The organism is Stutzerimonas sp. Brlt_14 (assembly GCF_051948915.1).
Classification (GTDB): Bacteria; Pseudomonadota; Gammaproteobacteria; order Pseudomonadales; family Pseudomonadaceae; genus Stutzerimonas; species Stutzerimonas stutzeri.
Genome location: NZ_JAYJLM010000003.1, coordinates 308,592 through 331,392 on the forward strand (window position 1 = coordinate 308,592; position 22,801 = coordinate 331,392).

Below are 22,801 nucleotides of genomic sequence, written 5' to 3' on the forward strand. Positions count from 1 at the left end.
AACGGTAAATTGCAGATTTTCGAAACACAGGGCATCAGACGACGTAACCCGCGCGGTTGCCGGGCGCGCCGTTTCGCTTGTTCACTCGGCCAGTTGCGTAAGCGCCTGTTCCCGCTCGTCGGCAGGGCGTTTGGCCAGTGCCGCGACCGCCTCGTGGAAACGTTCCCAGTCGCGCCCATTCGCGTCGAACAGCGCGGCGAAGGCCGGCACCCAGCGGTCGTACAGGCCGAACGGCACCAGGGTGGCATTGTTCAGCGGCTGGGCGAACCAGCGGTCGAAACGCGCGTCGCCACCCCACGAACCATCACGTAGGGTGCGATAGCGCTGGCGCAGCGCAGCGAACTCGGCCTGTTTGAGGCCCTCCAGTTCCGCCGCCGGCCGCCCCGAGGCATACAGCGAGGCAAGACGCTCGCGGGTGTCGAGCAGCAGTTGCACCAGCTGCCTATAACGCTCGCGACCCTGCTCGTCCGGTTCGGCGAGGCCTCGACTGGCGCGCCACTGCCGCAGCCCTTCGCGCTCGACGAAGGTGGCATAGGACTCGTTGAACGCCGTATCGCCGGGCAGGTACAGCTGCTGGTGCGCCAGTTCGTGGAACACCAGCGCGGCCAGCTGCTCGTCGTTGCGCCGCAGCATCGAACTGAGCAGCGGGTCGGCGAACCAGCCGAGGGTGGAATAGGCCTCGACGCCGGCGACGTGGGTGTCCAGCCCGGCCATGCGCAGGCGCGCCGCCTCGCCGCGGGCGGCGCCCTGGCGGAAGTAGCCGCGATAGGCGACGCAGCCGGCGATCGGGAAGCAATGTTCCACCGGCTTGACCGAATAGGCCTCGGTGGCGAACAGGTTCCACACCACATAGGGCCGCTGGATATCGGCGTAGACGCGATAGCTGCGGTTGTCCGGCAGGCCCAGCGCGGTGCTGGCGAAGCCCCGCGCCTCGAGCACCCCAGCCAGGCGCCGGCGCAGCGCCGGATCGCGCGACTCGTCGGCCAGCAGCGTCTCGATCGCTTCCCGCTGGCGCAGCAGCTCGACCTGGCCGACCGCCAGCTGGGTGTAATAGGCGCAGCCATTCAGACAGACGGCAAGCAGCAGGGGAACCCAGCGCAGGGTGCGGCTGTCGATCAAGGCGGCGTTGGGCTTGGTCATCGGATGAACCGGTCGGTGGTCGGGGCTGGCGCCGGCGCGCTTGGCGCACCCTACAAAGGCCCTGCCGTGCAATGCAACCGCGGCAGCATGCGCCTCCACTTCGATTTCTCACCGGGCCGGATGGTTGCGGCCGGAGCTTCTCACATGCGCGGTTTCGTTCTTGTCCCGTTGATCGCCCTCCTCGCTGGCTGCTCGTCCTGGATGCCCAAGCCCGACCCGCAACAGGCCTGGGTCGACCTCGACCCGAACGGCCAAACCACGCTGCAGGCCGTGGCCGTGGACGGCAGGACACTGGACGACGACCGCTTCTTCCAGGTCCCGCCCGGCAGCCGCCGCCTGGAGATGCGCTACCGCTTCGACGTCGACGGCGCCAACATCGGCCCCGGCAGCAGCTCGCTGGCCCGCGACTGCAAGCTGACCCTGGAATACGACCAGTTCACCGCCGGCGCGCGCTATCGCCTGGTGGCCGGAGGCTACGGCTTCCGCCCCTGGGCCAAGCTCTATGACCAGCACCAGTACGTGCTGGCCCGTGCCGAGGAAAAGGGCTGCGGCGACCTCGCCGGCCGCTGAGCCGCGTTGAAATGCGCCGCCATCTGGCGCACGCTCGGCAGTAGAGGTGAGGCGCCGAGAGCCCCTCGCCCAGCCGCCGAGGAAATCCAGCCATGCGCCAGCCACTTTCCCTCGCTCTGTTCAGCCTGCTTCTGGCGGGCTGTGCCGGGCCCCTGCCGCAACACGACCCGAACATGGCCTGGGTCGACCTGCGCGCGCAGACCATCGATGTATTCATGTCCGATCGCCTGGATGGCAAGCGCACCCACGACGGCCGCTACTTCCAGGTTCCGCCGGGCAGCCATGAACTCGAAGCCAACTATGAATTCGAAGTCAGTGGCGGCGGGCCAAACCTGTTCGCCGAAACCCAGACCATGCGCTGCACCATGGTGGTGCGCTACGACCAGTTCGAAGCGGGCAAGCGCTACCTGTTCCAGGCCCGCTCGCTGGGCTTCACGCCGCAGGGCTGGCTGCTCGACGAGGAGCGCAACGTGCTGGTCGAAGCCAAGGCCGAGCACTGCCGCTAGAGCCGGCACGCCAGCGCCAACCGACCGAACCTGAACGCGCGCGTCCAGGTCCGCCATCCGCATGAGGTTACCGATGTCCCGCATTGCCCAGACCCGCTTTTCCGCCCTCGACCTGGCACCGATCCGTGACGACGGCACGCCGGCCCAGGCGCTGCACAACGCGCTGGCGCTGGCGCGGCACGTGGAAGGGCTCGGCTTCCAGCGTTTCTGGGTCGCCGAACACCACAACATGGACGGCATCGCCAGCGCCGCCACCGCCGTGCTGATCGGTTATCTGGCGGCCAACACCACGCGCATCCGCCTCGGTGCCGGCGGGGTGATGCTGCCCAACCATGCGCCGCTGGTGATCGCCGAACAGTTCGGCACGCTGGAGGCGCTGTATCCCGGCCGCATCGACCTGGGCCTTGGCCGTGCACCGGGCGCCGACCAGTTCACCGCCCACGCCCTGCGCCGCGACCGTATGGGCAGTGCCGACGACTTTCCGCAGGATGTCGAGGAACTGGAGCTGCTGCTCGGCCCGCGGCAGCCCAATCAGCGCGTGATCGCCATGCCCGGGGTGGACAGCAACGTGCCGATCTGGCTGCTCGGTTCGAGCCTGTTCAGCGCTCAGCTGGCCGCCGCCAAGGGTCTGCCCTATGCCTTCGCCTCGCACTTCGCGCCGCGCTACATGCATCAGGCGATCAGGCTCTACCGCGACAACTTCCAGCCTTCGGCCGTGCTCGACAAACCCTACGTGATGCTCGGCGTGCCGCTGATCGCCGCCGACAGTGACGAGCAGGCCGAACACCTGGCCACCAGCGTCTACCAGCGCATCCTCTCGCTGATCCGCGGTCAGTCCCTGGTGCTGCGCCCGCCGGTGGAGAGCATGCACGGTCTGTGGCTGCCCCACGAGCAGCAGGCCGTGGGCGATTTTCTCGGCCTCGCGCTGATCGGCGGCCCGGAAAAGGTGCGCGCGCGCCTCGACGTGTTGCTGGAGCAGACCCAGGCCGACGAGCTGATCTTCACCTGCGACCTCTACGAGACCGCCGACCGCCACCGCGCCTTCGAGATCGTCGCCGGCCTGCGCGCGTAACCGCCCGCGACCTGACCGGCGGCGGCCTGCCTCGGTGCCGGCGGCGAACCCTGCCGCCGGCCTCCGTTCCAATGGCTACACAGCCTCCGGGCACTGCACGCCCCGCCATCGGAATCCCCCATGAGCTTTCTCGAATGGATGGCCGTTCTCGGCATCCTGTTGCTGATCCTCGCGCTGGCATCGGCCTATCTGCGCTGGCTGCCGGTCACCACCTCGCTGATCTACCTGGGCTTCGGCCTACTGATCGGCCAGCTCGGCGTCGGCCTGTGGGAAATGGAATTCCTGCACATCGCCAGCTGGATGGAGCACCTCACCGAAATCGCCGTGCTGGTGTCGCTGTTCGTCAGCGGCCTGAAGCTGCGCATGCCGCTGCGCCACCCGGCCTGGAAGAGCGCCTACGTGCTGGCCGGCCCGGTGATGCTGGCCTGCATCGCCGGGGTCGCCGCGTTCTGCCATTACCTCTTCGGGCTGCCCTGGGGCATCGCCGTGCTGATCGGCGCCATCCTCGCGCCCACCGACCCGGTGCTCGCCAGCCTGGTGCAGGTCAACAACTCGCGTGACAGCGACCACGTGCGCTACGGGCTGTCCGGCGAGGCCGGCTTCAACGACGGCACCGCCTTTCCCTTCGTCGTCTTCGGCCTGCTGCTGATCGAACAGGGCAGCCTGTCGTCCGGCTGGGTCGGCGACTGGGCCTTGCACCGGTTGCTGTGGGCGGTGCCGGCGGGCCTGGGCTTCGGTTACCTGCTCGGGCGGCTGATCGGCAAGCTGGCGATCTACCTGCGCGCGCGGCACGCCGACACCTCCATGTCACCCAACGACTCCCTCGCCCTGGCGCTGATCGCGCTTGCCTACGTCGGCGCCGAGCTGATCGGTGCCTGGGGCTTTCTCGCGGTGTTCGCCGCCGGCCTCGGCCTGCGCCATGCGGAAAAGGACGCCGCCCACGAATCGGACACGCCCTCCGAAGAGCTGATCGCCCACGCCGTGCCGCACCTGGTCGAAGGCGGACTGTCGCCACGGGAACTGCCGCTGGAAGGTCAGAAGATCGCCGAGCCCAAGGTCGCCGCCGGGGTGATGATGGGCGACATCCTGACCTTCGGCGGGCAGATGGAACGCAGCCTGGAAGTGCTGCTGGTGACCATGCTCGGCGTGCTGGTCTCGGTGCACTGGGACTGGCGGGCGATACCCCTGGCGCTGGCGCTGTTCCTGCTGATCCGCCCGCTCGCCGTCTGGCTGCTGATGCCACGGCGCTACCTGGATCGTGGCCAGTGCCTGACGGTAGGCTGGTTCGGCATCCGCGGCATCGGCAGCCTCTACTACCTGAGCTACGCGGTCACCCACGGGCTGCTGCCGGACGAGACGGAAGTGATCATTTCCCTGGTGATCTCGGTGGTGGCGCTGAGCATCCTGATCCACGGCCTCAGCACCCAGCCGCTGCTGCGGCGCTACGAACGCAGCCGTGGCCAGGCGCCTACCCGCCACGGTTGAGACGCCATCCCGCGCGGCCGACTGGCCAGCCGCGGGTCGCCTGCAGGCAGGTCAGCTGTTGGCGAGGCGGAAGCCGACCTTCATGGTGACCTGGAAATGCCCGACCTTGCCGTTCTCGACATGGCCGCGGATTTCGCCGACCTCGAACCACTCGACGTTCTGCAGCGACTTGGAGGCCTCGGCGATACCGTTCTGAATTGCCTCGTCGACGCTGTTACGCGAGGAACCGACGATTTCAACCTTCTTGTAGGTGTGATGATCCGACATGAATGTCCCCTTCTGGTCTGAGGAGCCTCCGGCTCGATTGATGACGCTTCCTGTCTGACTGAGGCCCGCGAAGCAGCGCGGAAGTTCAGCGAAACGGCCAGATCGGACCGGTAAACCGAGGGCTCGCCCGCGCCTTCACGACGAACGAATCATCCTCCGTCGATGACCAATATCGACCGGCTCGATTTCGACCATGCCGGCAGAGCGCGTAGCATGCCCGGCACATCCCCCGTTTCCCGTTCGAGGAGATCGCCATGCCTGATACCCCCTACGTACCGCCGAAGGTCTGGACCCACGACGCCCCGTCGGGCGGCAAGTTCGCCAGCATCAACGCACCGACCGCCGGTGCGCGCGAGGAGAAGGCGCTTCCGGTGGGCCAGCACCCGCTGCAGCTCTATTCGCTGGCCACGCCCAACGGGGTGAAGGTGAACATCATGCTCGAGGAGCTGCTCGCCCTCGGTCACCGCGGTGCCGAATACGACGCCTGGCTGATCAACATCGGCGAAGGCGACCAGTTCGGCAGCGGCTTCGTCGAGATCAACCCGAACTCGAAGATCCCCGCGCTGGTGGACCGCAGCATCGACGGCGAGCCGTTGCGGGTGTTCGAATCCGGCTCGATCCTGGTCTACCTCGCCGAGAAGTTCGGCGCCTTTCTGCCGACCGAGGTCCGTGCACGCACCGAGACGCTGAACTGGCTGTTCTGGCAGATGGGATCGGCGCCCTTCCTCGGCGGCGGCTTCGGCCACTTCTACGCCTACGCACCGGAAAAATACGAATACCCGATCAACCGCTACGCCATGGAGGTCAAGCGTCAGCTCGACGTGCTCGACCGTCAGCTGGCGGAGCATCGCTACGTGGCCGGCGACGACTACAGCATCGCCGACATGGCCATCTGGCCCTGGTACGGCGGGCTGGTGCTGGGCGAGCTGTACGGCGCCGGCGAGTTCCTCTCGGTGCACGAGTACCAGCATGTGCAGCGCTGGGCCCGCGAGATTGCCGAGCGCCCGGCGGTCATCCGCGGACGCAAGGTCAACCGCACCTGGGGCGACGAATCCGAACAGGCGCCCGAGCGTCACAGCGCCGCCGACCTCGACTGATCACTTCCCTGCGGGTGGCGCGGCGTCGCCCACCCGCATCGGTGTGCAGGTCAGCAACGGCCTGCCTGTTCCACATGCGCCGGACGCGCGCACGCCCTCTCCCTCAGCGCCGACCGCTGATCCCCGCCGCTGAACTCTGCCGGTACGCCTCGACCCAACCTCTATGAGCGCCGCGTTGGCCGATGCCCCGCCGTGCTCGCAAACCCGGTTGTTCGACACAACGTGAGGTGAACCATGAAACACACACTGGTAGCAGCGTTCGCCACGCTGACCGATGCCAATCGCACCCGCGGCGACCTGATGGCGCGGGGCATTCCCCGCGAGCAGATCCATGCGGTGGGCGCCGAAAGCGCCGATATCCATGCCTACGACGCACCCTACGGCACCAGCCCGGACGTCCCGGTGGACCGCCATGAGCACGAATCGAAGGTCGCGCACTTCTTCAAATCGCTGTTCGGCCACGAGCCCCATGAACAACACCGTCATTACGCGACCGCCTATCCCGACGCGGTACGCCGCGGCGCCCTGGTGATAGCGGTGGACGTGGTCGACGAGGACCAGCTGGCCAGGGCGCGGGATGCGCTGGAGTACAACGGCGCTATCGATATCGACGAGCACGGCGGCAGCGACACCGCAGACGGTTATCCCGGCCCCAGCAGCCCCTACGCCGGCGCCACCGGCGGCGACAGCCACCTGGACAAGCACTTCATCCGACCCACAAGCGGCACGACGGGCGCCACCACCGGCGCCGGCCTGCACTCGGCCAGCGAACGCTTCGGTGACAACGCCGGCACCGGCGCTGCGGCCGAAGTCGGTGCCCACGCCTCCACCCCCAGCGCCTACCACGACAGCAACACCGCCGACACCGGGCGCTACGACATCGGCAGCGCGGCCAAGCGCGCCGGCACCGACTACCCGGAAACCACCGCCACCAGCCACCCGACCGGTGCCGGCATCACCGGCCACGGCAGCAACAGCGATGCGCCGGAGATCGCGCCCGGCGTCGGCACGCGCGAAGCCGGGCTGTGCCGTGACCGGATCTGCGTGATCCAGCGACCGAGCTGAAGCGGTCGTCGCCAGGCGTGAGCGAGGAACGGCGTGGGTGGGCTGCAGCCCACCCTGTCGTCGCCGCTGCCACCCTGCGGCGATTGGCATCAGCCAGCGTGAGTGAAGCGCAGCTCGGGGCTGGCGTAATCTGCACCTCGAGCGGCCCGTCGGCCGCGTGTTTGCCGAGGGCCGCGCCATGCTTGCGCCGAGAACCACTGTCTGCCTGCTGCTCTGTCTATCCTTCGTCCCGACTGCCTGGGCCGCCCGGCTTGCCATGGAGCAGACCGAAGGCGATTCGCAGCGTGCGTTCGTATTGCACGAGGGCGGCAACATGCACACCGACCAGGCCGCACTGCGCGAGCGCCGCGCCAGAGCGTACGAGATCGAACAGCAGGAAGCCTTCGACGAACTGATGTTCGCCAAGTACGCCATCATCCGGAAATACCTGGCCAAGCTGCCCGCCCACGAGCAGCAAGCCATGCAGGCCGAACTGGCCAAGCAGCACGCCCTCTTTGCCTATCGCTACCCGGATGCGAACACGCGTCTGCTAGGCAGCAACCCGCACAAGCCCGGCCGCCGCGCCGACTGAGGCCCGGCAAACGCCCAGGGGGGAACGGCAGCGCCGTTTCCACCTTTCGCACGCCTCAACGTTCGCCCCGGCCGTCTCCCAATGCGCGCCGCAGCCCGGCTCGACCAACCGTCAACGCCAGGCACTCCTCGACTGCACCCAGCGCGGCATTGACCAGCGGCCTGGGCTGATACGGCTTGCGCAGACCCAGCCCGACCCTGGCGGCGACCAGCGCCGCCGTCGCACCGAGCAACGCGGGCAGCAGCACGGGCTCGCGGCGCACACCCGCCAGCGCCGCCGCACTCGCACCGCCGGAAAGCGCGCGGAACATCATCGACGGCACGATGGTGCGGTCCGGCGCGAAGGGCATCTTGTCGCCGATCATCTCGCTGGCCGCGAGCACTGGCAGGAAGGTCTGCGCCGTATCCGATGTGAGCAACTGCGCGGCCTCCCCCGCCCCGGCAAGATCATCGCGCTCGCTCAACGCCCGGCTGACCAGCGTCGGCGCCAGCATGCTGCGCATGCCCGTCACCGCCCCGATCGCCAGCGCGGCCCATATCAGATTGCTCGAAGTCGACATCGTCAGATCTCCCGGTGGTTGCTAATACCGACCGGCCTTGGGCAGCAGGCGTTCGGCGCCATCTGCCGGGCATCGACGGGCGACACCAGGACGCGACAGACATGGCACTTCGCTACGAAGCCGCACGTCGGCGCTCGTCATAACGCAAACCGGCCGTCATCAACCTGCCACCTGAGCTTCCTAGTTTCGGTCCCTGCCCATCCCACCGCACCCGAGGAAAACAACAATGCGTATGCGCGTATTGGATTGGTTGTTCGCCGCAGGCCTGATCGGCCTTGCCGCCCCAACGCTGGCCCAGACCCAGAATCAGCCCGAGCACGGTTCCACCGAGCAGGACTACCGCGAGGAGCGCCAGGAAGGACTGCAGGCCCGGCAGCAGGCCAGCGAGCGACGCCGCTGGCGCGCACCGAATTGGCGCCCCGAGCCGGTGGTGTCGGTGAACATCCTCGGCATCAACGACTTCCACGGTCAGCTGTCGCCGCGCACCGTTGCCGGGAGGCCGGCAGGCGGCGCGGCGGTGCTGGCGTCCTACCTCAGATCGGCCAGCCGCGAGTACACCCTCATCGTTCACGACGGCGACCAGGTCGGCGCCTCGCCACCCAACTCCGCCCTGCTACGCGACGAACCAGCGATCAGCCTGCTCAATCTGCTGGCCAATCCGTTCTGCCGTCCGTTCAGCTGGCAGATGAAGCTGCCCCGCAGCGCCCAGCCCCTCGCCCAGCAGCGCTGCAACGTGGTCGGCACCCTTGGCAACCACGAGTTCGACTATGGCAAGAATGAGCTGCTGCGCCAGCTCACCGGTGGCAACCATGCCAATGGTCCCTACCTCGAAGAGAACTGGCAGGGCGCGCGCTACCCCACGGTGTCGAGCAACGTCATCAATCAGTCGAGCGGCCGATCGCTGTTGCCGCCGCACACCATCTACAACGCCGGCGGCGTACGCATCGGCGTGATCGGCGCCGCGCTGAAGGAAACCCCCTCCATCGTCTCGCCCAGCGGCGTGGCCGGCCTGCGCTTCATCGACGAAGCGGCCGCCATCAACCGTTCGGTGGCACAACTGCGCCGCCAGGGCGTGCGCGCCATCATCGTCGCGCTGCACCAGGGCGGCCAGCAGACCAGCTACAACGGCCCGACCAACGCCGAGGCGGACACCGTGGTCGGCCCGGTGGTCGATATCGTCAAGCGCCTGGATGACGAGGTGGACGTGGTCATCTCCGGCCATGCCCACGGCTTCACCAACGCGCTGCTACCCAACGCCAACGGCAAGCCGATCCTGGTGACGCAGGCCTTCTCGGCGGGCACCGCCTATGCCGACATCGAGCTTCTGGTCAGCCGCCGCAGCCGCGACGTCGTCGAAAAATCCGCTGCGATCCCCACCACCTGGGCCGACCAGGGCGCAGGCCTCACGCCGGACCCGCAAGTCGCCGCGCTGGTGGCCCAGGCCGATGCCCGCGTCGAGCCGCTGGTGGCGCGGGTGGTCGGCCTGGCGCAAGGGGCCATCACCCGCACCGAGACACCCGCCGGTGAATCCGCACTGGGCAACCTGATTGCCGACGCCCAGCGCGTGGCCACCGATGCGCAGATCAGCTTCATGAACCCGGGCGGCATCCGCGCGGATCTCGACGGCGGCGAAGTGACCTGGGGCGAACTGTTCGCCATCCAGCCGTTCGCCAACGACCTGGTCTCGATGGACCTCACCGGCGCGCAGATCAAGACCCTGCTCGAACAGCAGTGGATCGGCCAGAGCTACCCGCGTCTGCTCAAGCCTTCCGGCATCCTGTACAGCTGGGCCGCGAACCGCCCCGAGGGCAACCGCGTGATCGAAATGCGCGACGCCAGCGGCGCCCCCATCAACCCGGCGGCAACCTATCGCGTCACGGTGAACTCCTTCCTGGCCGGCGGCGGCGACAACTTCACCATCCTCAACGAAGGCCAGAACCGCGTCGTCGGCCCGGTGGATCTGGATGCGCTGGTGGGCTACATCGAAGCCCTGCCGCAACCGTTCAGCGCCAGCGTCGAGGGGCGTATCCAGCGGGTGGATTGAAGCCGGAACAAACGAGGCCGACACCCCGTAGGGCCGGGCGTCAGCCCACCCGCCATCCCCCGCGTAGCTGCAACGAGCTACCGCGCCATCGCCGCGTGACCCGCCACAGGTCGCGCGGCGCCATCACCATTGCCAGAGTCCGTAGCCGACCACACCCAGGCCGAAGCCCATCTGCGCCAGCAGCAGTGCGCGGATGGCGAAGGTGTAGCTGATCACCCGGCTCTGCCCCAGCGCATCGGCGGCGAACAGCCGGTAACTCTCGGGATAGTCGGCCTCCATCTCCTTGAGTGCGACGATGGTCAGCTCCAGCAGTTGCCGGCTGCGCGCGTCCACCAGCCAGAACACCTGCGCCAGCAAGACGGTGAAGGCGCCCAGCAGAATCAGCAGCCCCGGCGAGAAGCCCTGCTGCAGGGCCGCCAGCACACCGCCATCGGCAAAGATCGCCAGCACCACGAAGAAGTTGAAGCCCCGCAGGCGCTGCTCGGCATTGAGCTTGAAATGCGCCCAGACAAACTCTCGACCATCCACGCGATTGCCCTCTGCTAAGCCAGGCGGCACACCACGACCATCACCCCGGTCGCGACCGTTGGCGGGCTGAAGCCCGCCGCTGCATATCGACCTCAGAGCGGATCGACCAGGTCCTGCCATTCCTCGTGGCGCTCGATGTACCTGGCGATGAACTCGCACTGCGGCACCACGCGCTTGCCGCGCCGCCGTGCATCGTCCAGCGCGCCCTTGGCCAGCACGCTACCCAGCCCCTGCCCGGACAGGCTGGGGTCGACCTCGGTATGGGTGAAGACCATCCGCTCGCCCTGCTCGCTGTACGCAGCGAAGCCGAGTGGCTGGCCCTCCACCAGCAGTTCATAGCGCTGCTGCGCAGCATCGTGGCGGACGCTGGCTTGTTTATCGGTCATGGCAGATTCCCTCTCGGTTCTTTGGCTGTGGCTAGAGGTACGAGTGGACGCAGTGTGGGAGGGTTCAGATGGATCGACGACGAAACGCCCTGCGCCGAGTCGCCCAAGGTGGGCCGCAAGTAGGCTCGGGCCGGGTATGAAACTCAATCACCGCTGGTTTGAAGCTCGGCATGGCCGCCCGACAAGGCGATCGCCTGGTTATTGCTGAATGGTCGGAGATCCAGCGCATCCCCATGCTCTTTCAGCACCTGCTCGACAGCCTCGGCAAACGGCTCGTTTCGGTAATGCGGCAGCGGGTAGAAATCGACCAACCCCAAGGCGGCATAGGACCCGAGATCAGGCGCGGCAGAAACATCGTCCAGCGCCATTATGTATTCGATGCTGGGGGCGAGTATCGCGGAGCCGGCGGATTCGCCGATGTAGCACTTCCCGGCTCTGACGTGTTCGGCGATCAGCAGGTCCGCGCCTGTGCGCTTCAGCTCCTGCAGCAGAAAGAAGGTGTTGCCGCCGGACACATAGATGTAATCGCCGCGTTCGAGCTTGCTGACGATTTCGTCCTGAGTTGCGGTTGAAACCTCGAGTTCATCGATCACCAGACCGGCTTCGACGAGCGCCTCCCTGGCCGCAACAAGGTAGGAATTGACCTCCTCAACAAGACTTGCGGTAGGAATCAACGTAACCGTCCTGCCGCTGCACTCGCCTCCGGTGAACCTGACAAACAAGTCCACGACTTCAGCAAAGGAGGATGTCAGGAAAATGTTCATATGCACCTCTGCGCTCGACTGGATTCAGGCTCGCCCACCCCGCCCCTGGTTATTGAGAACACGGCGGGACAGCTCAGCGCTGCCGCGCCGCGCCGCGCCTTCCAACAGGCCGACAAGCAGAGTGGGCGAAAAACCCCTGGCTTGCCCGTTTCCTATCAATCCACCCCGACAAAGCCACCGGTCTGGTGCTGCCACAGCCGCGCATAGAGGCCACCGCGGGCGATCAACTCGGCGTGGGTGCCGGTCTCGATCACCTGCCCCTTGTCGATCACCACCAGCCGATCCATGCGCGCGATGGTCGACAGCCGGTGGGCGATGGCGATCACCGTCTTGCCTTCCATCAGGGTATCCAGGCTCTCCTGAATCGCCGCCTCGACCTCCGAATCCAGCGCCGAGGTGGCTTCGTCGAGCACCAGGATCGGCGCGTCCTTGAGCAGCACCCGGGCGATGGCGATGCGCTGCCGTTGCCCGCCGGAGAGCTTCACGCCGCGCTCGCCCACCATCGCCTCGAAGCCCTTGCCGCCCTGGCTGTCGTCCAGGGTCTTGATGAACGCATCCGCACGGGCCTTGCGCGCCGCGGCCCAGAGTTCTTCCTCGGTGGCGTCGGGCTTGCCGTAGCGCAGGTTGTCGCGGATGGAACGGTGCAGCAGCGAGGTGTCCTGGGTGACCACGCCGATATTGGCGCGCAGGCTTTCCTGGCTGACCTCGGCGACGTTCTGCCCGTCGATCAGGATGCGCCCGCTCTCCAGGTCATAGAGACGCAGCAGCAGGTTGACCAGCGTCGACTTGCCCGCACCCGACGGCCCGACCAGGCCGATCTTCTCGCCCGGGCGGATGTCGATGGTCAGCCCGCTGATCACCCCGCCCTGCTTGCCGTAGTGGAAATGCACATCCTCGAAGCGCACGCCGCCCTGCTCCACCTGCAGCGGCCTGGCGTCCTCGGGGTCGAGCACATCGCGCGGCCGGACGATGCTCTTCATGCCGTCCTGCACGGTGCCGACATTCTCGAAGATGCCGTTGACCACCCACATGATCCACTCGGCCATGTTGTTGATGCGGATCACCAGGCCCAGCGCCAGGGCGATGGCGCCTGTGGTGATCAGCGCCTCGCTCCACAGCCACAGCGCCAGCGCGCCGGTGCCGACGATCAACAGGCCGTTCATGCAGGTGATGAGGAAATCCAGGCTGGTGATCACCCGCGACTGCAGGCGGAACTTGCCGAGCAGCTCCTGCATCGCCTCGCGGGCGTAGCTCTCCTCCTCCCGCGAGTGGGCGAACAGCTTGAGCGTGGCGACGTTGCTGTAGCCGTCTACCACCCGCCCCATCACCTTCGAACGCGCCGCGGACGCCGCCGCCGAGCGCGCACGGATACGCGGCACGAAGTACCAGAGCGCGGCGCTGTAGCCGACGATCCACAGCAGCAACGGCACGATCAGGCGCAGATCGGCGGCGGCGAACAGATACAGCGCGCTGCCGGCATAGACCACCACATGCCACAGCGCATCGATCACCTGCATGGCCGAATCGCGCAGCGACGGCCCGGTCTGCATCACCCGCTGGGCGATGCGCCCGGCAAAGTCGTTCTGGAAGAAGTTCAGGCTCTGCTTGAGCACATAGCGATGGTTCTGCCAGCGGATCAGGTTGGTCAGCCCCGGGTTGATCGCCTGATGCGTCAGCAGGTTGTGCAGGCCGAATACCAGGGGCCGGATGACCAGCGCCACCGCTGCCATCCACAGCAGCGCGTTGCGGTGCTCGGCAAAGAAGGTCCGCGCGTCATCGGTCGCCTGAGCCATATCGATCAACTGGCCGAGAAAGCTGAACAGCGCCACCTCGATCAGCGCCGCGAAGAAGCCCACCACCAGCACGGCCGTCATCAACGGCCAGACCTGCCTCAGGTAATGGGCATAGAAGCGCAGCATTCCGGCCGGCGGCGCAACGTCCGGGCTGGGCTTGAAGACATCGATCAGGTTTTCGAAACGGCGGAACAACATGGGAGGTCTGCTTTGTGGCGGGGTGGGCGGGCGTCTTTCCCGAATTCGACCGCTCGGGCGCGGCATCCGGTTGGACGCCCCGAACCCGCGAGCGTTTCGCCAACCACCTACCCTGCCCGTCGATTCGCATTGGTGGACAAGCAGAGCGTTGTCCACCCTACGCCACTCGGCCTCCTCTGCCGACACCGCGCACGCGTAGGGTGGAAAACGGCGAAGCCTTTTCCACGCGTTACGTTCAGACCACCTCGCTGCATTGCTTGTGCTGAACAGTCATTTCCCCGACTCCGGGCCAGATACATAACGAAGCGGAGACTTCCGAGTATTCTCCGATCTCCTACGCAAACCTTTGCACCCGGCACGCCCGCCATCACCCTGCCGAAACGCTGATATGAAGAAACCCGCTCTCACCGTCTGCAGCCTTCTCGCCGCGTTCGCCCTGCTCTTTGGCTGGAGCCTGAACGATGTTCTGAACGCGCCTCCGTCGGTGTCACAAGTCAGCCCGCAAGGTGGTCATCTCATAGAGAGCGTGCCGGTACGGGGCCTCCTAGCTCCCGGTGGAGGACTGTCCTATCTACGCATCGTCGACCGTACGGATGGGTCGAAGGTATTTCGCAGCCCGCTGTTTACCACGCGGTCGGTGGATATGCGGGCGAGCGAGGACAGCCAAAACCTGGGCGTGACCTGGATAGCCTTCGACAAGCACACCCAAGCCTTTACCCTGAGCATCCCTCAATGGCGCCCGGATTGGCGCAACATTTTCTTCAGCAATACGCCCTACGAGGTCGTACCGAACGGCTGAGCCACAAAATACATCCGCTGGCCGTAAAAGACGGAAGCGCCGCCGCTACCCCTTCGGAACCGATTCCGGCCGCAGACAGGGCAGCATATGGGCCACGTAGTCCGCCTTGCCCAGCTCGATACCTTCCTTACGCAGGATCGAATACGCGGTCATCACGTGGAAATAGAACTGCGCCAGCGTCCAGTCACGGGCGTATTGCTCCGCGGTCAGGTCGAAGATCATTCCATTCGCCAGCTCGTGGGCGATGGGCTTGTCCGCGTCCATATCCAGCGCATCGGCTGCAAGGCCGTCGAGCACCGCCACCGTTTCATCGATCCGGGCATAGGCATCGGCCAGCGTGCCCGGCCGCTCACCCGCCTGCCTCCCCTCGTCCAGCAACTCGTTGATCACAGTCGGGAAAACCTCTCCCCTCAGCCGGCACACCGCCTCTCGCGCCTGCACGCAGGCAAAGCGAATCTGGGTCGACAGCGGAAACATATCCGGCGCCAGCCGCGCGGATAACAACGCCTGCGCCTCCGCTTCCGGTAGCTGGGCCTGCGCCTTCTTTAGCCAGCCGGAGAGGGTCTTGAGCATTTGGGTGTAGGTTGGGACGAGGAGGGTTGTTAGCTGCATGGGTTTAGCCTTACGGAGAGCTACGTCGAAGAAAATGACAGGGTGTCTACGAAGGTAGCCACCTGAAAAATAAATCTGTTCCCTTTTCCCCTTAACGTTTGGTTAAGAGGCGGGCTTTAGCCCGTCCCAGTGAGCGGAGCGAACGATTTGAACCACTAGTTATAAGCTGGGCGCGTATATGATGCCAGTGAAAGAATTTTGAACTATTCTCCAGTGGCCTCCGGGCATAGATCGGACAGAAGGGTTATTTTCTAAGTCTTGGTATATTGCGCGTACCGAAACTTCCTTTAGCTTTTCTTGATCATCAACTTTAAAACGAAGCTCTGCTATTACATGGGTGACGGCAGCAGCTTGGTCATCCACGCTCAATATTTTGAAAGAAATCGGCACATGCTTACCAAAATCTTCCCGTGCCATGCCGGCTTTTTTTCCCTTAGGAGTGTCGGTAAAGTATAAAAGGGCGTCAGCGATAGGGCCAAATCGCTTATTGCGCCAATGATCTAAAAAGGCAGCCACTGCATATTCAGGTGTGTTTTCAGGCAGACTGGAAATATCCCCTTCAAATGGAAGATATGGAATATCCTCAGATAGTCTTGGCTTCCATTCCTCAATGGATTTCTTCATAAGGTTTGTTTCAGAAATTTGCTTAAATAGCTGTCGCCAGCTCACCTCTTCTTTTGGTTTTGGCTCCTTTTTCCCCTCATCAAGCGCTCCGGCCCAGTCTCTCGCTGCAAAGAGAGCAGCCCAGCACTTTGCTGCCACTAATTTATTATCGAAGCCTAGCTCTCGACCATGAAGAATCCCGTTCCTGTATGGAATGGATATGCCATCTTCATTCGTTTTATTTCTGCCTTTAGTGAGAATTGAAGCTAATGTCTGAAGGCCTGTCTCATGAGCTGCAATGCAATCCCAAGCCGTCAGATCCACGTTCGCAGCAAAAAAGCCTACGTGCTTCGATACATCGTTTACGAGACCATCAAGCAAGCTCAGCAATAGAGGTATGCACCCATGATATCTGCCAGCTAAGTAATCCTCTCTGGCCAACTCCGTGAGCCTTATTCTTTTTCTAAAATCACGATTTCCATTGAATCGTAATATTCCCCAATTTAATGTTTCTTCGTCATACGAATCGGCTAGAAGTTTTTCCGCCGCATCCTTTCCTTCAGCGTCATGAACATTTATTGCTTTTTGCATCACTTCCATGTTCATTGATTCATATGCGATCCAGCCTAAGTTCGCAAAACGCTCGTTGAACTGATCTGGCACCTTCAATATTTCTGCTTGTTTTTTAATCTTCAGGAATTCATTGAAGGCATCTTCCATTTTAGGGAAAAGCCTGCGAGCAAAAGGAAGAGCCTTGTATAGAGTCTCCAAGTTTTCAAATGCCGCGAACTGCTTTAACAGTTCCGCACTTGTCGGATTGTCAATGATCTTCTTTGGCTTACTCACGATGCTTCCTTGAGCTTATAACTATAGTTAGACACCAATTTGTGCATAACACGCCGAATGGGCTTGGTGTATAGCATTCTCTTCGTTTCGCACAGCCCTGCCCGAGCTTGGGCAATAGCGATATCAGCGCTCGTATTGCTTTTTATGCACCACCGCTTTCGCTCGGGCGCTGGCCCTGATGATGGAGCCGCGAGCGCAAAAGGGCCGGAGTAGCTCGTAATGTCACAGCGGAACCACGAACAAATCGCAATTCCTGCGCGTGCTGGCACATTAGCGACTGCTTCCGCATGGGTAAAGCAGACGATGGATTAATCCTCGACTCTCATACTGTCGCCAGACGCGCGGCCATTCGCGCCGTTTGCACTTTCCCGCCGCCTACCCTGTCCACCCCTGCATGGCTCAGTTGCGGAGGTGATCGTGGAAGGCATGTTTTTCAGTAGCGCAACGACATTGATACGCACGCTGGTGGTGGGTGTGCTGGCCTATATCAGCCTGGTGTTGCTGTTGCGCCTGTCCGGGCGGCGGACGTTGTCGAAGATGAATGCGTTCGATCTGGTGGTAACGGTGGCGCTGGGCTCGACCTTCGCGACGATTCTGCTCAATCGCGATGTGTCGCTGGCCGAGGGGGTGCTGGCATTGGCGCTGTTGATCGGGCTGCAGTACGCCGTCACCTGGTCCAGTGTGCGGGTGGCGTGGGTGCGGCGTACGGTGACGGGCGAGCCGGCGCTGCTGTTCTTTCGCGGGCGTTTTCTCGGCGATGCCATGCGCGTGGCGCGGGTGACCAAGGATGAGGTGCGGGCTGCGGCGCGCAGCCAGGGCCTGGCCGCGCTGGATGGCATCGAGGCGGTGGTGCTGGAAACCGATGGCAGTTTCAGCGTGATCACCGATGGCGCCGGCGACAGCCGTTCCACGCTGGACGGGGTGAATGTGCCGGGGCCGAATGAAAAGGGCGTTTGAGGCCGTGGCCCCTTTCGCCAGCGGCTGATCGACGGATCCGCCGCCGGGGGCCCGCGCCGGTCCGGTTGCCGCCGCGCGGCGCTGCCGCCAGACTCGTTGTTCCCGCCCTTCGATGCGATTCCCACCGATGAAAACCAACCTCGACGAAATGCTCGCCTTTGTCAGCGTGGTCGACAGTGGCTCGATCAGCGCTGCGGCCGAGCAGCTGGAACAGACCGCCTCGGGCGTTAGCCGGGCGTTGAGTCGGCTGGAGGACAAGCTGGCGGTGACACTGTTGCGCCGCACCACGCGGCGCCTCGAGCTGACCGAGGAAGGCGAGGCGTTCCTGGCGCAGGCGCGGCGGATTCTGGCCAGCGTCGAGGAAGCCGAGGAGCAGATGGCGCTGCGGCGGCAGGCGCCGGCCGGGCGCTTGCGGGTCAATACCGCGTCGCCGTTCATGCTGCATGTGATCGTCCCGCTGATCGGCGATTTCCGCGCGCGCTATCCGCTGATCGAGCTGGAGCTGCATAGCGATGACCGTATCGTCGATTTGTTGGAGCGGCGCATCGATCTGGCCATCCGCATCGGCCCGCTGCCCGATTCCAGCCTGCATGCACGGCCGCTGTGCCATACCACGCGCCGGGTGCTGGCGAGCCCGGCCTATCTGGCGCGGCATGGCACGCCGCAACAGGTCGAGGACCTGGCGGAGCACAGCCTGATTGGCTTTACCGAGCCGGATCGTCTCAACGACTGGCCGCTGCGCCACGCGCTCGGCGAGAGCTGGCGGATCAACCCGGCGCTACGCGCCTCCAGCGGCGACACCGTGCGCGAGCTGGCGCTGGCCGGCGAAGGGATCGCCAGCCTGTCGGACTTCATGACTGGCCGGGACCGCCAGCGCGGCGAGCTGGTGGAGGTGCTGGCGGCACAGCGGGTCGACGTGCGCCAGCCGATCAACGCGGTGTACTACCGCAACACCGCGCTGGCTTCGCGCATCACCTGTTTTCTGGATTATCTGAGTGAGCGCCTGGGAGCCGGCGCCCCGCACGACTGAGCATGGGTCGCGCGTCCGGGTATCCACAGCGGTGGCGCCGGTCGAACGCCAGGAAGTGAAACGGCCCTGTCCATCGGTCACCGATGGCAGGGCCGTTTCCCAGGTGCGTCAGTAGCGCCGACTATTGCCCCAGCAGGCCGGCGTTCTGTACGGAGCCGAAGGCAAAGCCGAGGAACTCCGGCACGCTCATCTCGCGACCGTTGAAGGTCACCTTGTCATTGGCGTAGTGCAGCGAACTGACCAGCCGCTCGCCTTCCAGACGCGACCAGCCGGTGTTCAGCGCCATGCCGCTGAACAGCTCGGTGGCAGCCTCGGTTTCCTGCTGCAGTGCCGCCTGGTCGAGCTGGCCGTCACGCGCGTTGTTCTGCACGACCAGCCCGGCGATGTCTCGCACCAGGTTCCTGTCGATGCCGGCGTCGGCCTTGAGCGAGGCGAGCATGCTGGTGATCATCGCGTCCGGGGTGAAGGCTTCTGCGCTCGGCGATTGCAGGTCGAGCACGACCGACAGGCGGGCCGCGCCGTGGGTGGTTTCGAAGCCGAACTCGTCGAGGGCCAGGGTGGGCTTGTGTTCGAGCAGCCGCAGGCCGTGGGCCTGCAGTGCCTGCTGCTGGGCGCTGGTCATGCCGGCGAAGGATTCCTGCGGGGTGGCGCTCTGGTCGAGGATGTCCTTGTAGCTCGCCACCAGGGCCTTGAGGCTGCTTTCCTCGAGGTTGCGCAGGCTGAAGACGAGGGCGAGGTTGCGGAAGGTCTGGCCTTTGGCGCTGACCTCGCCGATGCGGTAGCCGATGGTCTGATCGAGGCCACGGCTGCCGCGGCTCAGTGCCTCCTCGACGGAGGCCTGCTGGATGACCACGGCGGGTTCGTCGCCGGCCTTGATTTCCATGCGCTGCAGGGTGATGGCGGACGGTCCGAAGCCGAAACCGGCGTCGTAATCCTGCTTGTCGGCGCTCAGGCCGATGCCGCGCAGGCTCACCTGTACCGGCTGGCCACTGTCGCTGCGCTGCAGGTCGATATCGATTTCCGCCAGCTCGCCGTCCATGCGTACGTCGCTGCCGTCCCTGTTCGCCTCGAAGTTGAGGTTGGCGGGGGCGATGCGCACGCTGCCGTCCTCGTCTTCGATATTCAGCGCGGCCGTGCGCAGATCGCCGGCCTGGCCGCCGTCGTAGCCGATGGTCACCTCGCCCACCAGCGGCACTTCGCCGGAGGCGGCGTCGAACAGCTTCTGCGTCAGCGGTGTGCGTTCGAGTTCGAAGTGGCTCTGCGCGGCGACCGGCATCAGCTGGCCGCGGCTCAGGCGCGAGACGGGAAAGGGGCCATGTTCGAGGCGATCGTTCAGCAGCAGGGCGTAGTGCTCGGTGTTGCCTTCGTCATCCGCTACGTCGATGTCGATCTGGTAGCGCGCGGTGCTGGACAGCAGGCCGCGTTCGAAGCTGAGCAGGGTGAGGCTGACATCGGCACCGGCGCCGACGCCCATCTCGCGCAACTTGAGGTTGGCCTGGTCGACGGCATCGCGGGCGGTCGATTCGACCTGAGTGCTGGTGTAGAAAGTGGCGGCCCCGAAGAGCGCCAGGGGTACGGCTACGGCGAGCGCGAGCTTTTTCATGGAAGCATCCTGTGCGGCGGCTGGGCAGACGTCCTGTCAGCCGGTGGTTGGCAAGCGGCGGCACTCTAGCAGCGCGCCTCGACAGGCTCCAGCGCACCAGGCATCCGGATGAAAAGGCTGAGAACGTCGCAGCAGATTCGGGCGGGACGACGCGTGCCGCGTCCTCGCCGCCCTGCCGGCGCCGCTATCGGTCGCCACCCGATTTCGGCATCGGAATGGCCACGCTGCTTTCGATGCCGCCGGCTTCGGCGTTGCCTTCCTTGTAGAAGGGTTCGATCTCGTCCCGGGCGCGCTGCCAGTGGTCGGCTTCCTGGCCTTCGGGGCGGCCCTCGGCTTCCCATATTTCATAGGCGCGCTGGCGGATGCGTTCGTCGACGTTCATGGCTGAAATCTCCGGGTAACGGGCCGGCGAATTGCCGGCCGTTAAGCAGAAGAAAGGCCGGCCCGCTACAGGTTCCGGCGGGGCGACGAGCGCGCTTGGCCGGGACGCAGCAGCGCGTGACCTGCCGATCAGGGAACCGCCACCGTCGCTGCGGTCTTAGCTCTGGATAAACGACGCCGACTGGCGTTTCATTCGCTCTTCGCCGCGCCCGGATCGGCCGGCGCATCGCCTTCTTCACAAAGGACCGCCCCATGAGCATCGCCCCCAACGCCGGACGCCTGCCCGACCCGCACACCCTGACCCACCTGCCGCGCCTGGTGGCGCGCTACTACAGCGACCGACCGGACCCGTCCGACCCGGCGCAGCAGGTGGCGTTCGGCACCTCCGGGCATCGCGGTTCCTCGCTCAAGGGCAGCTTCAACGAGTGGCACATCCTCGCCACCACCCAGGCGATCTGCGATTACCGCCGCCAGGAAGGCATCGACGGCCCGCTGTTCATGGGCATGGACACCCATGCGCTGTCCGAGCCGGCGTTCGTCTCGGCGCTGGAAGTGCTGGCGGCCAACGGCATCGAGACGTGCATCGACGCCGGTTGCCCGGAAACCGGCGGCGAGCCGGGCTATACCCCGACCCCCGCGATCTCCAACGCGATCCTCAGCTACAACCGCGGCCGCGCGAGCGGGCTGGCCGACGGCATCGTCATCACGCCGTCGCACAACCCGCCGGGCGATGGCGGCTTCAAGTACAACCCCACCAATGGCGGCCCGGCCGACACCGGCGTGACCAAGTGGATTCAGGAGCGCGCCAATGCGCTGCTGGTCGCCGGTCTCGATGGCGTCAAGCGCATGGATTACCGCCAGGCGCTCAAGGCCGCCACGACCCAGCGCTTCGATTTCATCGACGCCTATGTCGGCGGGCTCGAGCGGGTGATCGACCTCGACGCCATCCGCGGCTCGGGCCTGAAGTTCGCCGTCGACCCGCTGGGCGGCGCCGGTGTGCACTACTGGCCGCGCATCGCCGAGCGCTTCGGCCTGCCGCTGGAGGTGCTGTCCACGGTGGTCGACCCGACCTTCCGCTTCATGCGCCTGGACTGGGACGGCAAGATCCGCATGGACTGCAGCTCGCCGCACGCCATGGCCGGGCTGATCGAGAACAAGGACCGCTTCGACGTGGCCTTCGCCTGCGACACCGACCACGACCGCCACGGCATCGTCACCCGCTCCGGCGGGCTGATGAACCCCAACCATTACCTGGCGGTGGCCATCGAATACCTGTTCACCCATCGCCCGGGCTGGAGCGCCGAGGCCGGCATCGGCAAGACGCTGGTGTCTTCGTCGATGATCGACCGTGTTGCCGCCGGCATCGACCGCCGTCTGGTGGAGGTACCGGTGGGCTTCAAGTGGTTCGTCGACGGCCTGATGGATGGCAGCCTGGGCTTCGGCGGCGAGGAGTCGGCCGGCGCTTCGTTCCTCGACAAGCAGGGCGGCGCCTGGTCCACCGACAAGGACGGGCTGATCCTCGGTCTGCTGGCGGCGGAGATCACCGCAGTCACCGGCAAGGACCCGAGCGAACGCTACCAGGCGCTGACCGACCGCTTCGGCGCGCCGGTGTACCAGCGCATCGACGCTGCGGCCAATCGCGAGCAGAAGGCACGCCTGGGCAAGCTGTCGGCATCGCAGGTCTCGGCGAAGGAGCTGGCCGGCCAGCCGATCACGCGCATCCTCACCGAAGCACCGGGCAACGGTGCAGCCATCGGCGGGCTGAAGGTGGAAACGGCGAACGGCTGGTTCGCCGCGCGGCCGTCCGGCACCGAGGACGTGTACAAGATCTACGCCGAGAGCTTCGAGGGCGAAGCGCACCTGGCACGCATCCAGGCCGATGCCAAGGCGCTGGTGGACTCGGTGCTGGCCGGCTGAGGCTCACG

The 22,801-nt window shown here is 65.3% G+C and carries 23 protein-coding genes; 12 read left to right on the forward strand and 11 right to left on the reverse strand.

Features of this window, described 5'->3' with window-relative positions; genetic code table 11:
• Positions 1 to 81: 81 nt before the first annotated feature.
• Positions 82 to 1,140, reverse strand: a complete 1,059-nt coding sequence (locus VF716_RS08570) for an aminopeptidase (RefSeq protein WP_125851010.1) — start codon at positions 1,138 to 1,140, stop codon at positions 82 to 84.
• Positions 1,141 to 1,284: 144 nt separating this feature from the next.
• On the opposite strand from VF716_RS08570, the gene VF716_RS08575 reads away from it, so the two are divergent.
• The 4 genes from VF716_RS08575 (at position 1,285) to VF716_RS08590 (ending at position 4,773) form a co-directional block, all read left to right on the forward strand.
• Positions 1,285 to 1,710, forward strand: a complete 426-nt coding sequence (locus VF716_RS08575) for a PA0061/PA0062 family lipoprotein (RefSeq protein WP_013984473.1) — start codon at positions 1,285 to 1,287, stop codon at positions 1,708 to 1,710.
• Between the two features lie 92 nt (positions 1,711 to 1,802).
• Positions 1,803 to 2,216, forward strand: a complete 414-nt coding sequence (locus VF716_RS08580) for a PA0061/PA0062 family lipoprotein (protein WP_045159487.1) — start codon at positions 1,803 to 1,805, stop codon at positions 2,214 to 2,216.
• A 73-nt stretch (positions 2,217 to 2,289) separates the two neighbouring features.
• Positions 2,290 to 3,288 (forward strand): LLM class flavin-dependent oxidoreductase, encoded by a 999-nt coding sequence (locus tag VF716_RS08585; protein WP_017244210.1) that lies wholly within the window; start codon positions 2,290 to 2,292, stop codon positions 3,286 to 3,288.
• Between the two features lie 120 nt (positions 3,289 to 3,408).
• On the forward strand, positions 3,409 to 4,773 hold the full coding sequence (locus VF716_RS08590) for a cation:proton antiporter (protein ID WP_017244211.1): 1,365 nt from the start codon (positions 3,409 to 3,411) through the stop codon (positions 4,771 to 4,773).
• A 51-nt stretch (positions 4,774 to 4,824) separates the two neighbouring features.
• Here VF716_RS08590 and VF716_RS08595 read toward each other — a convergent pair whose 3' ends face one another.
• On the reverse strand, positions 4,825 to 5,040 hold the full coding sequence (locus VF716_RS08595; RefSeq protein ID WP_011915136.1) for a dodecin: 216 nt from the start codon (positions 5,038 to 5,040) through the stop codon (positions 4,825 to 4,827).
• A 254-nt stretch (positions 5,041 to 5,294) separates the two neighbouring features.
• Here VF716_RS08595 and yghU point away from each other — a divergent pair, with 254 nt between their 5' ends.
• From yghU to VF716_RS08610, 3 genes are all read left to right on the forward strand, one after another.
• Positions 5,295 to 6,137, forward strand: coding sequence for a glutathione-dependent disulfide-bond oxidoreductase (gene yghU, locus VF716_RS08600; RefSeq protein ID WP_019405986.1), 843 nt, complete (start codon positions 5,295 to 5,297; stop codon positions 6,135 to 6,137).
• A 234-nt stretch (positions 6,138 to 6,371) separates the two neighbouring features.
• Positions 6,372 to 7,202 (forward strand): hypothetical protein, encoded by an 831-nt coding sequence (locus VF716_RS08605; RefSeq protein WP_440552500.1) that lies wholly within the window; start codon positions 6,372 to 6,374, stop codon positions 7,200 to 7,202.
• 178 nt (positions 7,203 to 7,380) lie between these two features.
• Positions 7,381 to 7,773, forward strand: a complete 393-nt coding sequence (locus VF716_RS08610) for a hypothetical protein (protein ID WP_011915139.1) — start codon at positions 7,381 to 7,383, stop codon at positions 7,771 to 7,773.
• A gap of 55 nt (positions 7,774 to 7,828) precedes the next feature.
• On the opposite strand, the gene VF716_RS08615 is transcribed toward VF716_RS08610, so the two are convergent.
• Complete coding sequence (locus VF716_RS08615) at positions 7,829 to 8,332, reverse strand: DUF4126 family protein (protein WP_011915140.1); 504 nt, start codon at positions 8,330 to 8,332, stop codon at positions 7,829 to 7,831.
• 226 nt (positions 8,333 to 8,558) lie between these two features.
• Here VF716_RS08615 and VF716_RS08620 point away from each other — a divergent pair, with 226 nt between their 5' ends.
• A complete protein-coding gene (locus VF716_RS08620) occupies positions 8,559 to 10,376 on the forward strand; it encodes a bifunctional metallophosphatase/5'-nucleotidase (RefSeq protein ID WP_440552502.1) in 1,818 nt (605 codons plus the stop codon).
• Between the two features lie 123 nt (positions 10,377 to 10,499).
• Here the strand turns inward: VF716_RS08620 and VF716_RS08625 are convergent, their stop codons facing one another.
• The 4 genes from VF716_RS08625 to VF716_RS08640 all read right to left on the reverse strand — a co-directional run bounded on the left by VF716_RS08625 (position 10,500) and on the right by VF716_RS08640 (position 14,045).
• Positions 10,500 to 10,904 carry a hypothetical protein gene (locus VF716_RS08625; protein WP_013984481.1) on the reverse strand — a complete coding sequence of 135 codons (405 nt, stop codon included), beginning with the start codon at positions 10,902 to 10,904 and terminating at the stop codon, positions 10,500 to 10,502.
• 92 nt (positions 10,905 to 10,996) lie between these two features.
• A complete protein-coding gene (locus VF716_RS08630) occupies positions 10,997 to 11,290 on the reverse strand; it encodes a GNAT family N-acetyltransferase (RefSeq protein ID WP_013984482.1) in 294 nt (97 codons plus the stop codon).
• A gap of 143 nt (positions 11,291 to 11,433) precedes the next feature.
• Positions 11,434 to 12,054, reverse strand: coding sequence for a Type 1 glutamine amidotransferase-like domain-containing protein (locus VF716_RS08635; protein ID WP_440552504.1), 621 nt, complete (start codon positions 12,052 to 12,054; stop codon positions 11,434 to 11,436).
• A gap of 155 nt (positions 12,055 to 12,209) precedes the next feature.
• The gene (locus VF716_RS08640) at positions 12,210 to 14,045 is read right to left on the reverse strand and encodes an ABC transporter ATP-binding protein (protein ID WP_440552506.1); all 1,836 of its coding nucleotides are present in this window, start codon (positions 14,043 to 14,045) and stop codon (positions 12,210 to 12,212) included.
• Between the two features lie 388 nt (positions 14,046 to 14,433).
• Between VF716_RS08640 and VF716_RS08645 the strand changes: the two genes are divergently transcribed.
• Entirely contained in the window at positions 14,434 to 14,844 is a 411-nt protein-coding gene (locus VF716_RS08645) for a hypothetical protein (protein ID WP_053527414.1), read from the forward strand.
• A 45-nt stretch (positions 14,845 to 14,889) separates the two neighbouring features.
• On the opposite strand, the gene VF716_RS08650 is transcribed toward VF716_RS08645, so the two are convergent.
• The gene (locus VF716_RS08650; protein WP_440552508.1) at positions 14,890 to 15,456 is read right to left on the reverse strand and encodes a DUF1993 domain-containing protein; all 567 of its coding nucleotides are present in this window, start codon (positions 15,454 to 15,456) and stop codon (positions 14,890 to 14,892) included.
• Between the two features lie 159 nt (positions 15,457 to 15,615).
• Positions 15,616 to 16,905, reverse strand: coding sequence for a hypothetical protein (locus VF716_RS08655; protein ID WP_440552510.1), 1,290 nt, complete (start codon positions 16,903 to 16,905; stop codon positions 15,616 to 15,618).
• 417 nt (positions 16,906 to 17,322) lie between these two features.
• On the opposite strand from VF716_RS08655, the gene VF716_RS08660 reads away from it, so the two are divergent.
• Positions 17,323 to 17,862, forward strand: a complete 540-nt coding sequence (locus tag VF716_RS08660; RefSeq protein ID WP_440552512.1) for a DUF421 domain-containing protein — start codon at positions 17,323 to 17,325, stop codon at positions 17,860 to 17,862.
• A 127-nt stretch (positions 17,863 to 17,989) separates the two neighbouring features.
• The gene (locus tag VF716_RS08665; protein ID WP_020308379.1) at positions 17,990 to 18,892 is read left to right on the forward strand and encodes a LysR substrate-binding domain-containing protein; all 903 of its coding nucleotides are present in this window, start codon (positions 17,990 to 17,992) and stop codon (positions 18,890 to 18,892) included.
• Between the two features lie 121 nt (positions 18,893 to 19,013).
• On the opposite strand, the gene VF716_RS08670 is transcribed toward VF716_RS08665, so the two are convergent.
• Together VF716_RS08670 and VF716_RS08675 are read right to left on the reverse strand one after the other, a co-directional pair.
• The gene (locus tag VF716_RS08670; protein WP_440552513.1) at positions 19,014 to 20,495 is read right to left on the reverse strand and encodes a YdgA family protein; all 1,482 of its coding nucleotides are present in this window, start codon (positions 20,493 to 20,495) and stop codon (positions 19,014 to 19,016) included.
• 184 nt (positions 20,496 to 20,679) lie between these two features.
• Positions 20,680 to 20,877, reverse strand: a complete 198-nt coding sequence (locus VF716_RS08675) for a DUF2934 domain-containing protein (RefSeq protein WP_011915152.1) — start codon at positions 20,875 to 20,877, stop codon at positions 20,680 to 20,682.
• Between the two features lie 251 nt (positions 20,878 to 21,128).
• Here VF716_RS08675 and pgm point away from each other — a divergent pair, with 251 nt between their 5' ends.
• Complete coding sequence (gene pgm, locus VF716_RS08680) at positions 21,129 to 22,793, forward strand: phosphoglucomutase (alpha-D-glucose-1,6-bisphosphate-dependent) (protein WP_440552515.1); 1,665 nt, start codon at positions 21,129 to 21,131, stop codon at positions 22,791 to 22,793.
• The last annotated feature ends 8 nt before the right edge of the window (positions 22,794 to 22,801 follow it).